This window comes from Corallococcus exiguus (genome assembly GCF_009909105.1).
In the GTDB taxonomy this organism is placed as follows: domain Bacteria; phylum Myxococcota; class Myxococcia; order Myxococcales; family Myxococcaceae; genus Corallococcus; species Corallococcus exiguus.
Genome location: NZ_JAAAPK010000001.1, coordinates 703368 through 715704 on the forward strand (window position 1 = coordinate 703368; position 12337 = coordinate 715704).

The window sequence follows — 12337 nt, forward strand, 5'->3', positions numbered from 1 at the left end:
GGCTGGGACGAAGACAGGCACCCGGGGAGCCCTCATGGCTTCCCGGGTGTCGTCGTTTCATACGTCGGAAGGAGCTCGGGCTAGCGCCTCACCTGCACGTCGCGCGCGACGGTGCGGCCGCCCATGAGGACGAACTGCGCGCGCACCGGCGTGCCTTCCTCAAGCTCCTTGAGGGGCACGCGCTGGCCCTGGCGCAGGCCGCGGCTGCGCTGGTCGAGCTGGAGCTCGTAGACGGTGCCCTCGCCGTCGCGCACGTGCAGGGTGTCCCTGCCCACGCGTGTCACTCGGCCACTCACCGTGCTGGACGCGATGACGACCTGCTCCAGCGGCCGGTTGGCGGAGGTGTCCGTCACCGCCGCCTGCGCCGCCTTGGCCGCGCCCTCGTACCAGGACTCGTCGTCGTTGGCCTGCACGGCCTGGGCGCCAATCATCACGCGACCCTCGGCGGGCGCCTGCGTCGCGGGCGTGCCGTCCGGGTTGGCCTGGGGCCGCTGCGGGGCGTTCGCCTGCTGGGTGTTCGGATTCGCCGGAGCGGCCTGCTGGGGCCGGGCGGCGTTCGGGTTGGCCTGGGTGTTCTGACGGGCCGGGGCCTGCGCCGTGGCGCCTTGCGCGGGCTCGCTCACGCGGGGGCATGGCAGCGGCCGGGCACCGGGTGGCGGCGCCGTGTCCGGAGGCACCTGCGCGTTCGCCGTGGGCAGTGCGTCGCCGCTGGGGGCGCGGTCGCCGTCCACGGTGTTCCTCGCCAGCGCGGGCGTGGCCGGCACCATCAGTCCGCCGCTCGCGGAGTCGCGGGCCTGCATCGTCGTCGGTGACGCTGGCACCGCGTCCTCGGTGTCATGCTCCTGACAGCCGGAAGCGAGCGAGCACAGCCCCACCATCCCCCACCACATCCACCGTCCACCCATCCGCCAACCCTCCCGCAGGCAAACCTGCGGACGACCCCCTGTCGTTGCAAGCGTCCGGCGTGCGACGGGGTGTTGGGTTCTGGATGGCGGAGGCTACGCGGGGAACGTGGCGGCCACGGCGCGCACGTGCTCGCGCACCAGCGCCCTGGCGGTGAGCAGCTCCGTCGCATCCGAGGGCGTGTAGCCCAGGCACAGCACCACGTCGTCCTCGGGGGCGGCGCGCGTGCCCAGCGCCGCGTAGTCGAGTGAACGCGGGGCGGGTTCGCCTTCCGTGTCGTGGGTGAAGCGGCCGAACACGGTGGCTTGGCCGTCGCGGCCGGGCGCGGTCTCCTTGAGGGCGAAGAGGCGGCGCACGGCGGCGAGCGATTCGGGACGCTCGCGCAGCAGGTCCGGGGACGCGGGGCCTCCCAGCTCCCACTCGAGGAGCTTCAGGCAGCCGCGCACGAACTCCACGTCGGTGATGACGAGTCCGTACAGGTACCAGTCCGCGCACGCGGCCTGGACCAGCCTCGCCTGTGCGTCGGTGAGCCAGCCGAAGGACGGACAGGTGAACGTCTCACAGATGGTGGCGCGGTAGACGCCGCAGTCGCGCAGGTCCGTGCCGCCTGTCACCAGGGGGTGGCCCAGGCAGCCCACGCGTTCGTGCTCCGCGTCCAGGAATCCCAGCAGGGGACACACCCGCACGATGGGGAAGAGCGCGGGGGCGTCCCGGTTCGCGGTGAGCTCGCGCGCGGCCTCCGCGTAGGCCTCGGGCGTGTGGGGCGTGCGGGAGAGCCGCTCCGTCTGCGTGGTGAGCCGCCGGGTCAGCGCCGCGCGCGAGTGGTCTTGGAAGTTGTAGAGGCCGCAGCAGGCGCCGCACGAGGCGCCCGCGCCGGGCTGGCACAGGTGGAAGGAGACGGACATGTCAGAACCAGTCCGGACGCATGCGCGCGTAGGAGTCCTCGCCCGTGCGGCACAGGTGGGCGAGCAGCGGCACGCGCGGCACCTCCACCGCGAACCAGTACTGCGCGGCGGCGAGCTTGCCCTCGTAGAAGGCGGAGTCCTCCGGTGAGGACGCGCGCGCGAGTCCCTCCTTCGCGGCGGCGGCCTGCGCGAGCCAGCGCCACGCCACGGCCACCACGCTGAAGAGCTCCAGGAAGTCCGTGCTGTGGCGGAGCATCACGTCCACTTCCCCCGCCATGCCGCGCGCGCCCAGCTCCAGCGTGAGGGCCGCGGCCTGCTGGAGTGCGTCCTCCAGTGCGTCGCTCCACGCGGGCTCGACTCCGGCGGCGCGGGCGCGGGCGGTGGTGGCCCGCACCTCCTCGTCGAGCGCCTGGAGCGCGGCGCCGCCCTCCGCCACCGCCTTGCGGCCGAGCAGGTCCAGGCCCTGGATGCCGGTGGTGCCCTCGTGGATGCTGTTGAGCTTCTGGTCGCGCAGCCACGCTTCCGGGAGGTACTCGCTGGAGTAGCCGTAGCCGCCGTGAATCTGGAGCGCGAGCGCGTTGGCTTCGAAGCCCTTCTCCGCGGGGAACGTCTTGGCGATGGGCGTGAGCAGGTCCAGGAGCAGCTGCGCGCGCTTGCGCGTGGCTTCGTCCGGGGCGTGGTGGGCGAGGTCCGCCTGCGTGGAGGCGGTGAGCAGGAGCGCGAGGCCGCCCTCCACGATGGCCTTCTGGCGCAGCAGCATGCGCCGCACGTCCGCGTGTTCGATGATGGGGGACTGGGCGCGCGTGGTGTCGCGGATGCCGGCGGGGCGGCCCTGGGGGCGCTCGCGCGCGTAGGCAAGCGACTCCTGGTAGGCGACGGCGGCGGTGGACACGCCGTTGAGGCCCACCATGATGCGCGCCTCGTTCATCATCTGGAACATGCATGCGAGCCCGCGTCCGGGCTGGCCCACCAGCCAGCCGTGACAGTCATTGGCTTCGCCGAAGTTGAGGACGAGGCTGGGCAGGCCGCGCCAGCCAATCTTGTGGATGACGCCGGCCACCTGGACGTCGTTGGGGACGAAGGAGTCCCCTTCCGGCCTGCGCGCGGGCACGGCGAAGAGGGACACGCCGCGCGTGCCGCCCTCCGCGCCCTCGATGCGGGCGAGGGTGAGGTGCACGACGTTGTCGGTGAAGTCCTGGTCGCCGCCGCTGATGAAGATTTTGGAGCCCTGGAGACGGTAGGAGCCGTCCGGCGCGGGCGTGGCGCGCGTCTTCACGTCCGCGAGGCTGCTGCCGGCCTGGGGCTCGGTGAGGGCCATGGTGCCGGTCCACTCGCCCCGGTACAGCCGGGCCATGAAGGTGTCGCGCAGGAAGGGCGTGCCGAACACTTCCAGCAGGTGCGCGGCGCCAATGGTGAGGCCCAGGTAGCCATAGGCGCTCAGGTTGGCGGCCATGAGGTAGGCGCTGGCCACGGCGTGCACGGTGAGGGGGAGTTGCTGGCCGCCGACGTCGGGAGGGCGGGTGGCGGTGAGCAGGCCCAGGTCGACCATGCCTGCGTAGAGCGAGCGCATGGCCGGATGGACGCGCACGCGGCCGTGTTCGAAGACGGGCGGGGCGGCGTCCATGGGCCGGTAGGTGGGGGCGAGCACCTCGCGGGCGAAGCGGCGGGTGCTGTCCAGGAGGAGCGCGAAGGTGTCGCGCGAGTGCTCCTGGAAGGCAGGCAGCGCGCAGAGGGCGGTGGTGTCCAGCGCTTCGTAGAGCTGGAAGTCCACGTCGCGGTCCGACAGCAGGGGGTTGGGGCGGGGCACGCTCATGCCCTGGTTCCCTACCAGGACGCGATGGGGTCGTCGAAGTCGTCGTGCGGCGGGCATCCACCGTTGGACGCGGGAGGAGCGGCGTCCGGGCGTGGGGCGGGCGGGGGCAACGAGGGCTTGGGCTTCCAGGGAGGGGGTGGGGGGCTGGGGCGTTTGATGCCGGTGGTGTCTGGCATTGGCGCACCTCCATGTGGGGTGTCCCAACGGCTCTTTGGCAAAGGTGCGTCCCACGTCTGTCCATTGCCAGGCGGGGGACCCCGGGGTCGCAGACACGGGTGGGGACAGACAAGGAGACAAGGTCCCGCAGGGCGTGTCGGCTCAGGCCTGCGGGAGGGGCGGGCGCGACGCACAGTTGGAGGTGGAGGTGGTTCAGATGCTCATCGTCGGCGCGGTGGTGGTGGGAGTCCTGGTGATGATGCTGGTGATAGGTGGGGCCATCGTGGGGGGTGTGCTCGCGCACAAGAACGCGCGCGAGGATGACGCGCGGTGGGCGAAGGAAGACGCGGAGCGCGCGTCACGGCGCGACCGGGACGAGTCCGGGCCCATGGGTGGGGAACCCTTGCACGCGTGAAAGCCCGATGGGCCGGGCATTGGTCCTGAAGGGGCATGCGGCTAGGGTGGTCCGTGCGCGGCCGGGTGCATGAGCCGCTACTGTGGATCGGGTCCCTTGATGAAACGTCTCTGGCCATTGCTCGTGCTCATGACGGCTTGCGCGAGCGTGCCTTCCTCCAATGAGCGCTACGTCGAACCTGGGCGGGGCGAACCTGTGCGGGGGCCCTGGTCGGAAGTCGCTTCGTTCGAAATGCCGACGGGCGATGTCACCATCCCCATCGACCTGCTCAGGGACGTGGCCGACGCGTTGCTCAAACTGCCTGGTGCGAAGACGTGCGACCCCAGCAGTCAACGGCCCATCGTCGGACTCTCCATGGAGTATTGCTCGACGGTTTACGTCGCCGGGACGGAGGATGCGTTGTCCTGGCGGGTCACGAAGCCGCTTCGTGGGTCCTATAACGGATGCCAGCCGTCATCCGATGTGACGGACAGCGAGCATTCGGCCGAGCAGATCTGGATCGTGGGCTATATCCACAATCATCCGTGCGGAACGCCTCCCTCCACCCTCGACCTCACGGTGTGGCCCACGGATGCATTCGCAGGCAAGCCCGCGTTGGCGGAGTTCCGGATGATCCCGGGCAACCCAGCTCCCGCGATGTTCAAGGGCCAGGCCCTCCTGATGGCCTCGGCCCTCGTCGCGGAGCGGACGGATGGTTCGCGCGTCTTCCTTCGCTATTTTCCTACGGGTGAGATCGAACAATGGAGCCAGCAGGAGCGCCGCTGGCGGCTTCTGGGAACATGCATCCCGACGCGAACCCGTTACAACTCCGCGCCGCTGTGCCGGGACGGAGCAGTCCAACTCCTGGCCGAATAGGAACTGGGATGAAGAAGGTCTGTGCGCTGCTCGGCTTCGTGGTGATGGCGACGGGATGTGCCGCCCGGGTTCCTGCCTGGAGGGGGACTGTCGAATGGCCTGACGAGCAGTCCGCGAAACTCGTGGGCCAACCCCTGGAGGGAGGAGCTGTTCTCGCGGCGGCAGGTGCCATCCGCGAGTTGATCCGTACCAACCCCTATCCACACCTGTTCGAAGGTTGTTCGAGCCCGGAGCAGGGACTGGTGGCTGTGGTCTTCACGGGACCGACGGAGGGGCTCTACTACGTGAGGGTGATCCACGACTTCGGCCGGTGCCGTGGGCCGCGATTCCGCCTCCTGGATGGTTGGGATGTCTATGCGGTCACCCCTCAAGGCCAGGTTGTCGCGAAGGATCCGCTGGGGCCAGGGGAAGCCCGGCCGTCATCGGCTCCAAATGCGGCGCCTCCTCCGGAGCCTCCCGCGCAAGAGGCACCAGCCCCACCGCCCGCGCCGGAGCCACAGGTACCTGCTCCTACCGGGGACGCGGAGCGTAGTAGCGGCGCAGCCAGCGGCTGAGGCCGTCCAGGCCGGGGAAGAGGACCCGCTCGGTGATGTTCGCCTGGTCGAGCTTGTCCCTGATTTCCCACTTGAGCCGCGCCGGCACCACCAGCCTGCGCACGCCCTGGTGCTGGTGCCCCAGGAACTCGTTCAGGCTCAGCCCCGGCCCGTTCATCACCGAGAACAGCGCGAACTGATTCACGATGCGCGCATCCAGCGACGGCGGCTCGAAGAACAACACGAACGGGTGCTCCCCCAGCCCGTCGAACGTCGCCAGGTCCCCGGCCACCGTCGCCAGCATCTCCGCCGTGAACACGTCCGCCCCCTCCAACCGCAACTGCTCACGCAGCGGTCGGGGCAACTGCTGGTTCGTCTGGTGATAGTCCACGCACCAGACCGCGCCGTCCTGCTCCAGCAGGTCCATGCGCTCCGTCATGAAGTGCAGCGCCACATAGGGACTGAACGTCCAATCCAACAGCCGCGTCGGCATCCCGTGATGCTGCGCCAGCGCCAGCCAGTCCCAGATGGACGTCAGCCGCTCCGTGCCCGGCACGCCTCGCGCGTACTTGCGGAAGGCCCGCAGCAGGTCCCGCTCCAACCGCACGAATGCTCCCTGGCGGTTGAGCGTCGCCGTCAAATCCAACGTCGCGTCCGGAACGCCCCGGAACACGAAGCTCGTGCGGAACCGGCCCAGCGGTTCATTCCATGAGCCCGCGAACACCAGGTCCTGCAACTCCAACCAGGATGTGACACGACGCTCCTCCATCGCTGCCCCCTCGCCGCCTGACAAGGTGGGCCCTGTCCTCCTGGAACGCAGGGGCCGGGCGTCCAGGACGCCCGGCCGGCTCAATCACAGAGCTTGAAACAAAGACACCTACGGCTGCCCGAAGTTCGCGGGCTGCGTGAAGGCAAACGAGCTGGCGCCTGGTGCCTTGTCCTGCTGGAACATGGGGCACTTGGCGCAGGTGAAACTCTCCCAGTCCTGACGGACCGCCACGTCGATGCAGCCACCGTAGAAACGGCAGTGGACGTTGCGGTGATCCTCGATGGAGAAGGTATCGGCCCGCAGCGGGAGGTGGAACTTGGTGGGACGCGGCTGTGGACAAGGCATTGGGTTCTCTCTAGCCCCCCTCGTGGGTGCTGATTCCCTCTACTGACTGGTGCGTCGCGTCATTCCCGGCAGTCCGTCGCCTGGACACTGAACGCTTGCACCCCGGCTCATCGCTGCCAGCAGAAGACCGTGTGGGTGCGACACATTCAAAAGGCACAACAGCCTAATGACGGCGGGCGGCCCTGGCCCGTCCCGCCAGGATGTCTGCCTTCACGCGGAGCAACCAGCCGGGCAGGCCGTCGGAATCTTCACGCCCGGAGCGCTTTCCCGCGAGAATGCAGCGCGTGAGCTCCCCCGCCGCCCGACCCCCCCGCGATTCCTCCCGCTGGCTGAGCGCCCTGGCCCTGCTGTCGCTCGTGCTGCTCAGCGGCTGTTCCGCCTTCTCCCGCGCGGTGCGCGAGGGCGACGGCGCCGTGAAGGAGCGCCACTGGGCGGAAGCCGAAGCCGCCTACCTGCGCGCCCTGGCCGCGGATCCGGAGGCCTCCGAAATCACCGTGAAGCTGCGCGCGGTGCGCAGGGAGTGGGGCGAGGAGGTGTACCAGGAGGCCGGCGCCGCCCACGCTTCCGGGGACCTGCCGTCCGCCACCAAGCTGCTGGTGCGCGTGCTGGAGCTGAACCCCGACCATGAAGGGGCCCGCGCGCTGCTCGCCCAGACGCTGGATGCGCGCGTCCAGGTGGCCCTGGGACTGCTCAAGGAGGAGAAGCTCCAGGACGCTCGAGCGGAGCTGGACGCGGTGCTGGCCGTGGCGCCGGACCATGTGAACGCTCGCAAGGGCGTGGATGCCGTGCAGGTGGCGTGGGCGAAGCGTTTCTTCGCCAGCGCGGAGACGCTGGAGAAGGCCGGCAAGCTGGGCAACGCGCTGGTGGCCTACGTGCGCGCGGACCAGGAGCGCGTGGGTGCCACCGCCGCCCGTGAGCGCGCGGAGTCCGTGCGGCAGCGGCTGCGCGACGAGGTGGCCTTCCTGGTGGTGGCCACGCCCGTGGAGGACAACGCCCAGGCCCCCGACGTCGCCCAGCGGCTGAGCGCGGGACGGCTGGCCTCGGCGCTCCCCACGAAGCTGCCCCTGAAGGTCGTGACGGAGGCGCCCCCGGGCCGCGTGGGCGTGAAGCTGGACCTGTCCCTGGAGCGCGTGCTGCCGCTCAAGGCGGTGGAGGATTCCCAGCGCAGCCAGCGCTACCTCGCGGGCAACCGCTCCGTGCCCAACCCCAAGCGCGGCGACTACGAGAAGAAGCTGCTGGAGGCGGAGCGCACCCTGGAGGGCGTGGAGCGCAAGCAGGCCGCCGTGCTGCGCGAGTACCTCAAGGCCCAGTTGGAGCTGGGCACGCTGCGCGACGTCGCCGAACGCTGCCGTGAGCGGGAGAAGCGCGAGTGCCGCGCGGCCATCCAGGAGTGCGGCGAGGAGGCCCGCGACGCGAAGAGCCCGGGCAAGGTGCCCAGCGAGTGCGACCCGGAGCGGTGCTCGGGGCAGTGCACCCAGGATGAAGGCCTGATGTCGATGAAGTCCAAGGCGGCGCGCGTGCTGGAGGTGGCGGTGCAGGTGGCCCTGGACAAGGCGGAGACCCAGCGCACCGAGGTGCAGCGCAACCGCGACTCCGTCTTCCGCGAGCCCATCACCGTGGAGGAGCCCATGTACTCGGACTTCGTCTACGACGTGCAGCTGCACCGGCTCACCGTGACGGCCACGGTGACGTCGGTGATGCGCGACCTCTTGACGCCCCAGCAGGTGCCCGCGCCCAACACGCAGGACTACGCGGTGCTGCACGAGGACCTGGCGCACAAGGGCTATGACCGCTACGGCGTGCTCGCGGACCCCGTGCAGCTGCGCAACGAGCTGGAGCTGCGCGTGGACGCGGGCGACAAGGCCGTGGCGGACGTGGCGAAGCACGTGAAGGAGCGCTTCGACCTGTACCGCGGCAAGCGCGTGGAGGACGCCCGGCGCGGCATGGTGCGCCCCGGCGCGGAGGACGTGGTGGAGACCGCCGTGCGCGCGCTGCTGCTCACCGCGGACGCGCCCCCGCAGGACATCCTCCAGCCCGTCGCCCGCGCGCGCGGCCTCACCCGGCCGGAGGCCCTCCTGGGCGTCGGGCAGTAGGCCGCCGCACCTGCCTCACCCGGCGCGGTGCGCTCCGGCTTCGCGCCAGGGCGCCCGCCGCGCCCTTCAGTCCAGGCTGGCGCTCATCTCCGGGCGCTCCAGCCTCAGCGTCTCCACCCGGCGCCTGCGCGCTCCCGCGATGGTCAGGTGCCACGCGGCGGCGGCCAGGCCCACGCAGAAGCAGCCCGCCCACAGCGCGGTGGCTCCCACGTGGCCCAGCATCGCTCCTCCCAACGCGGGGGCGACGCTGGACGCCAGGCCCCACATCATGTGGTACGCGCCCTGGTAGCTGCCGCGCAGCTCCGCCGGCGCCAGGTCCGCCACCACCGACGGCGCCACCGGCGAGTGGACGATTTCGCCCAGCGTCCACACCGCCACGGCCGCCATCGCGAGCGGCACGGTGGCCGGCAGCGCGTGCAGCCCGAAGCCCACGGCGGTGAGCACGCCCGCCACCGCCAGCGCGGTGGAGCGGCGCACCCGGCCCACGCCGCGCACGACGAACGGCTGGAGCGCGACGATGAGCACGCCGTTGACGGACATCACCAGCCCGTACTGGGCGGGCGTCAGGCCCTGCTGGGTCAGCGTCACCGGCAGGCTCATGAAGCTCTGGTGGAAGAGCAGGGCCAGCGCGAACACCGGCAGGCAGAAGGCCAGGTACACGCTGTCACGGAAGGGCGTCAGCACCGCCCCCAGCGGGGAGTGCTCCGCGTGCGCCGCGCGGGCCTCCGGGGGCCGCGTCTCCGGCACGAATGCCCAGACGCAGCAGCCGTAGAGGAACGTGGTCACCGCGTCCGCGATGAAGAGCAGCCGGTAGCCCATCCCCGCGAGCAGGCCCGCCAGCGGCAGCGCGATGGCGAAGCCCAGGTTGATGACCCAGTAGAGCAACCCGTACGCGCGCGCCCGGTCCTGGGGCGGCACCAGGTCCGCCACCGCCGCGGACACCGCCGGCCGGTACAGGTCCCCCAGGATGCCCAGGAGGAAGGCCGCCACCGCGATGCGCCCCGGCGTCTCCGAGTGGCCGATGAGCAGCATGGCCCCCGACCCCAGCCACAGGCCCCCCGCGAGCGTCAGCCGCCGGCCCACCCGGTCCGCGAGCATGCCCCCCAGCGGCGCCGCCAGCACCGCGCCCGCGCCGTTGAGCGCCACGATGAAGCCCGCCTGCTCGATGCTGAAGCCGCGCTCGCGCGTGAGGTAGAGCGCCAGGAACGGCGCGACGAAGGACCCCAGCCGGTTCACGAAGGTGCCCACCCACAGGACCCAATACGTCCGTGGCAGGCCACCCCCGCCCAGCGCTCTCAACACCGTGGCAACGGGATTCATGGCGGGATGCCCGACGGACGTGGAGAGGAGGGACTGACCGCGGGCGCGCGCCAGCATGCGCTCGCGCCCCGCGCGTTTCCATGCGCCCTCTGGCTCACACGGGCGGTTGGAGCCTCATGCATTCCAGTCGCGCGCGAAACGCGACTTCCCCGGGCGCACCTTCATGGCGCTGGACATCGTTGGCGGGCTCCTCCAGGTTGCCGCGCCAATCCACACCCTGGAAGGCGGGACGCAAGGCGGGCATGGGGCAGGTCATCGGACTTCTGGGGGTGTGCCTCGTCTTGGGCGTGCTGGCGCGACGCAGCGGCCGGTTCCCGGAAGGGACGGCGCCCGCGTTCAACGTCTTCCTCCTCAACGTGTCGCTGCCGGCGCTGGTGCTGCGCGCCATGCACCGGCTGGAGTTCGCGCCCGGGCTGGTGGTGGCCGCCGCGGCGCCGTGGCTGCTCTTCGTGGGGGCGGTGCTCTTCCTTCGCCTGCTGGGGCCCCGGCTGGGGCTGTCGCGCGAGTCGGTGACGGCGCTCATCCTCACCGCGGGGCTGGGCAATACGGCCTTCGTGGGCCTGCCCATGGCCGCCGCGCTCCTGGGGCCCTCGAGCGTGCCGGTGGCGGTGGTGGCGGATCAGCTGGGCTCGTTCCTGGTGCTGGCGACGCTCGCCACGCTGACGGCGGCGAGGGCCAGCGCCCGGACGGAGCTGTCCGTGCGCACGCTCGCTCGCAAGGTGCTGGGGTTCGCCCCGTTCCAGGCGCTGGTGCTGGCGCTGCTCCTGCGCCCCTTTCCCTTCCCGGACTGGCTGGAATCCGTGCTGCAGCGGCTGGGCGACCTGCTCACGCCGCTGGCGCTGTTCGTCGTGGGCTTCCAGCTGCGGCTGAAGGGGCTCTGGCCACGTGTGCCGGCGCTCGCGCTGGGGCTGTCCTACAAGCTGGTGCTCGCGCCGCTGGCGGTGCTGGGCTTGCTGATGCTCATGCCCGGGCTTGAGCTGGTGGTGAAGCAGACCACGGTGCTGCAAATCGCCATGGCGCCCATGGTGACGGCGGCCATCCTCGCCGCCGAGCACGACCTGGACGCGGACCTGGCGGTGCTGATGGTGGGCGTGGGCATTCCGCTGTCGTTCGCCACCGCGCCGCTGCTCCTGTCCCTGGTGCACTGACGCCCGTGCGGCACGGGCGTCAGGCGATTCGTTTCAGGCGAGCGCCGTGGTCTCGAAGGAGAGCTCGACGCCATTGGGCTTCACGCGCATCTGTGGACGCGACAGCACATGGCAGTGCGGGCAATAGCCGTGGGCACCCGCTGGCGTGGCCCGGATGGAGACCGCGCCGCCACACATCATGCAGCCCTCGGGAAGATCGAAGTCCGCGAACCGCTCTCCGCTCTGGGTCTCGAATTGGGTCATGCCATTGAGTTAACGCAGGATCTGCCCGACACAAGCAGACCGGTTCCCTCCCCGCGAGGACCCGGTATGGCGCCTTGCCCCACCTTTCGGGCACAGAAGACGGCCCTCCAAGGCAGCCTGCAAAGGTTACCGGCCGATCTCCGACTGCTCACCCGTCGACACCGCAACCTCTTGAGCGGGCTGGCGAGCGCTGGCACGGGGATTTCATGGCGCACCCCCTCGGACAGCAACGGGATGGGGGAGGTGCGGGATGGGTGTAGGGAACACAGTGAAGGTCATGTGCGACCGGAAGGGCTGGCGGGTGGAGGTGGCGCACTCGGCGGGCGTGCGGCGCTACCGGTACGGCAGCGAGTCGCAGGCGCGTTATTTCGCGGCGGTGTTCGAACTGGGGCCGAGCGTGCTGCCCCCCAAGAACCACGCGCGAAGGCGGCAGGAGCCCTGCTTGGCTCTACCCAATGAGGTCTCTTTCGGAGAGGCTTGGCTGCATGAGTGATGCTCCCAAGCCCAAGCCCTTCATCCTCCCCAACCGGCAGCACGTCACCAAGGAGCCGGATCCGGGCGGCCGTTGGTCCGCGCAGTTCCCGGAGATGATTGGTTACACCAGCCAGGGCGGCGGCAAGGTGCCGGCCGACTTCGGGTGGAACACCAACCCCAAGCAGTGGCAGGAAGAGCTGACGCCGCAGACGCTGGCGGAGCGCTTCGAGGAGCTGCGCATCCTGCCTCCGAAGAAGGACGCCCCCGCGCTGCCCGCGACGGCCACGCCCGCGAAGCCCTGAATCGACGGGCCGTCCGCTTCCAGGGCCCGGAGGTTCCCGGGCCCCGTGGAGGCGTGAGGCCCG

13 protein-coding genes are annotated in these 12337 nt (G+C 70.8%); 6 read left to right on the top strand and 7 right to left on the bottom strand.

From position 1 onward, the window contains the following. Positions 1 to 80: 80 nt before the first annotated feature. From GTZ93_RS02915 to GTZ93_RS02925, 3 genes are all read right to left on the bottom strand, one after another. Positions 81 to 905: a hypothetical protein gene (locus GTZ93_RS02915; protein WP_257979521.1), complete on the bottom strand. Its 825-nt coding sequence runs from the start codon at positions 903 to 905 to the stop codon at positions 81 to 83. A gap of 93 nt (positions 906 to 998) precedes the next feature. Beyond that, complete coding sequence (locus tag GTZ93_RS02920) at positions 999 to 1808, bottom strand: hypothetical protein (protein WP_139923383.1); 810 nt, start codon at positions 1806 to 1808, stop codon at positions 999 to 1001. Position 1809: 1 nt separating this feature from the next. After that, positions 1810 to 3621, bottom strand: coding sequence for an acyl-CoA dehydrogenase (locus GTZ93_RS02925; protein ID WP_139923381.1), 1812 nt, complete (start codon positions 3619 to 3621; stop codon positions 1810 to 1812). 373 nt (positions 3622 to 3994) lie between these two features. Between GTZ93_RS02925 and GTZ93_RS02930 the strand changes: the two genes are divergently transcribed. Then, positions 3995 to 4192: a hypothetical protein gene (locus GTZ93_RS02930; RefSeq protein ID WP_139923934.1), complete on the top strand. Its 198-nt coding sequence runs from the start codon at positions 3995 to 3997 to the stop codon at positions 4190 to 4192. Positions 4193 to 4291: 99 nt separating this feature from the next. Next, complete coding sequence (locus tag GTZ93_RS02935; protein ID WP_257979563.1) at positions 4292 to 5047, top strand: hypothetical protein; 756 nt, start codon at positions 4292 to 4294, stop codon at positions 5045 to 5047. Positions 5048 to 5557: 510 nt separating this feature from the next. On the opposite strand, the gene GTZ93_RS02940 is transcribed toward GTZ93_RS02935, so the two are convergent. Next, entirely contained in the window at positions 5558 to 6349 is a 792-nt protein-coding gene (locus GTZ93_RS02940) for an FRG domain-containing protein (protein WP_139923937.1), read from the bottom strand. A 108-nt stretch (positions 6350 to 6457) separates the two neighbouring features. Then, positions 6458 to 6694, bottom strand: coding sequence for a hypothetical protein (locus tag GTZ93_RS02945; RefSeq protein ID WP_120581469.1), 237 nt, complete (start codon positions 6692 to 6694; stop codon positions 6458 to 6460). 275 nt (positions 6695 to 6969) lie between these two features. On the opposite strand from GTZ93_RS02945, the gene traC reads away from it, so the two are divergent. Beyond that, positions 6970 to 8787: an outer membrane exchange accessory lipoprotein TraC gene (gene traC, locus GTZ93_RS02950; protein WP_161662636.1), complete on the top strand. Its 1818-nt coding sequence runs from the start codon at positions 6970 to 6972 to the stop codon at positions 8785 to 8787. A 66-nt stretch (positions 8788 to 8853) separates the two neighbouring features. Here the strand turns inward: traC and GTZ93_RS02955 are convergent, their stop codons facing one another. Further along, positions 8854 to 10107: an MDR family MFS transporter gene (locus GTZ93_RS02955; RefSeq protein WP_120598934.1), complete on the bottom strand. Its 1254-nt coding sequence runs from the start codon at positions 10105 to 10107 to the stop codon at positions 8854 to 8856. Between the two features lie 242 nt (positions 10108 to 10349). Between GTZ93_RS02955 and GTZ93_RS02960 the strand changes: the two genes are divergently transcribed. Then, positions 10350 to 11255: an AEC family transporter gene (locus tag GTZ93_RS02960; protein WP_139923244.1), complete on the top strand. Its 906-nt coding sequence runs from the start codon at positions 10350 to 10352 to the stop codon at positions 11253 to 11255. A gap of 33 nt (positions 11256 to 11288) precedes the next feature. On the opposite strand, the gene GTZ93_RS02965 is transcribed toward GTZ93_RS02960, so the two are convergent. Continuing rightward, positions 11289 to 11498 (bottom strand): hypothetical protein, encoded by a 210-nt coding sequence (locus GTZ93_RS02965; protein ID WP_014393545.1) that lies wholly within the window; start codon positions 11496 to 11498, stop codon positions 11289 to 11291. Between the two features lie 277 nt (positions 11499 to 11775). Here GTZ93_RS02965 and GTZ93_RS02970 point away from each other — a divergent pair, with 277 nt between their 5' ends. Beyond that, positions 11776 to 11991, top strand: coding sequence for a hypothetical protein (locus GTZ93_RS02970; RefSeq protein WP_233597148.1), 216 nt, complete (start codon positions 11776 to 11778; stop codon positions 11989 to 11991). Next, positions 11984 to 12274, top strand: a complete 291-nt coding sequence (locus GTZ93_RS02975; protein WP_139923246.1) for a hypothetical protein — start codon at positions 11984 to 11986, stop codon at positions 12272 to 12274. Before GTZ93_RS02970 ends, GTZ93_RS02975 begins: the two co-directional genes overlap by 8 nt. Positions 12275 to 12337: the final 63 nt, after the last annotated feature.

Bases quoted from the DNA above. Each gene is read 5' to 3' on its own strand.
- GTZ93_RS02915 (WP_257979521.1), bottom strand. From the start codon at position 905: ATGGGTGGACGGTGGATGTGGTGGGGGATGGTGGGGCTGTGCTCGCTC.
- GTZ93_RS02920 (WP_139923383.1), bottom strand. From the start codon at position 1,808: ATGTCCGTCTCCTTCCACCTGTGCCAGCCCGGCGCGGGCGCCTCGTGC.
- GTZ93_RS02925 (WP_139923381.1), bottom strand. From the start codon at position 3,621: ATGAGCGTGCCCCGCCCCAACCCCCTGCTGTCGGACCGCGACGTGGAC.
- GTZ93_RS02930 (WP_139923934.1), top strand. From the start codon at position 3,995: ATGCTCATCGTCGGCGCGGTGGTGGTGGGAGTCCTGGTGATGATGCTG.
- GTZ93_RS02935 (WP_257979563.1), top strand. From the start codon at position 4,292: ATGAAACGTCTCTGGCCATTGCTCGTGCTCATGACGGCTTGCGCGAGC.
- GTZ93_RS02940 (WP_139923937.1), bottom strand. From the start codon at position 6,349: ATGGAGGAGCGTCGTGTCACATCCTGGTTGGAGTTGCAGGACCTGGTG.
- GTZ93_RS02945 (WP_120581469.1), bottom strand. From the start codon at position 6,694: ATGCCTTGTCCACAGCCGCGTCCCACCAAGTTCCACCTCCCGCTGCGG.
- traC (WP_161662636.1), top strand. From the start codon at position 6,970: ATGCAGCGCGTGAGCTCCCCCGCCGCCCGACCCCCCCGCGATTCCTCC.
- GTZ93_RS02955 (WP_120598934.1), bottom strand. From the start codon at position 10,107: ATGAATCCCGTTGCCACGGTGTTGAGAGCGCTGGGCGGGGGTGGCCTG.
- GTZ93_RS02960 (WP_139923244.1), top strand. From the start codon at position 10,350: ATGGGGCAGGTCATCGGACTTCTGGGGGTGTGCCTCGTCTTGGGCGTG.
- GTZ93_RS02965 (WP_014393545.1), bottom strand. From the start codon at position 11,498: ATGACCCAATTCGAGACCCAGAGCGGAGAGCGGTTCGCGGACTTCGAT.
- GTZ93_RS02970 (WP_233597148.1), top strand. From the start codon at position 11,776: ATGTGCGACCGGAAGGGCTGGCGGGTGGAGGTGGCGCACTCGGCGGGC.
- GTZ93_RS02975 (WP_139923246.1), top strand. From the start codon at position 11,984: ATGAGTGATGCTCCCAAGCCCAAGCCCTTCATCCTCCCCAACCGGCAG.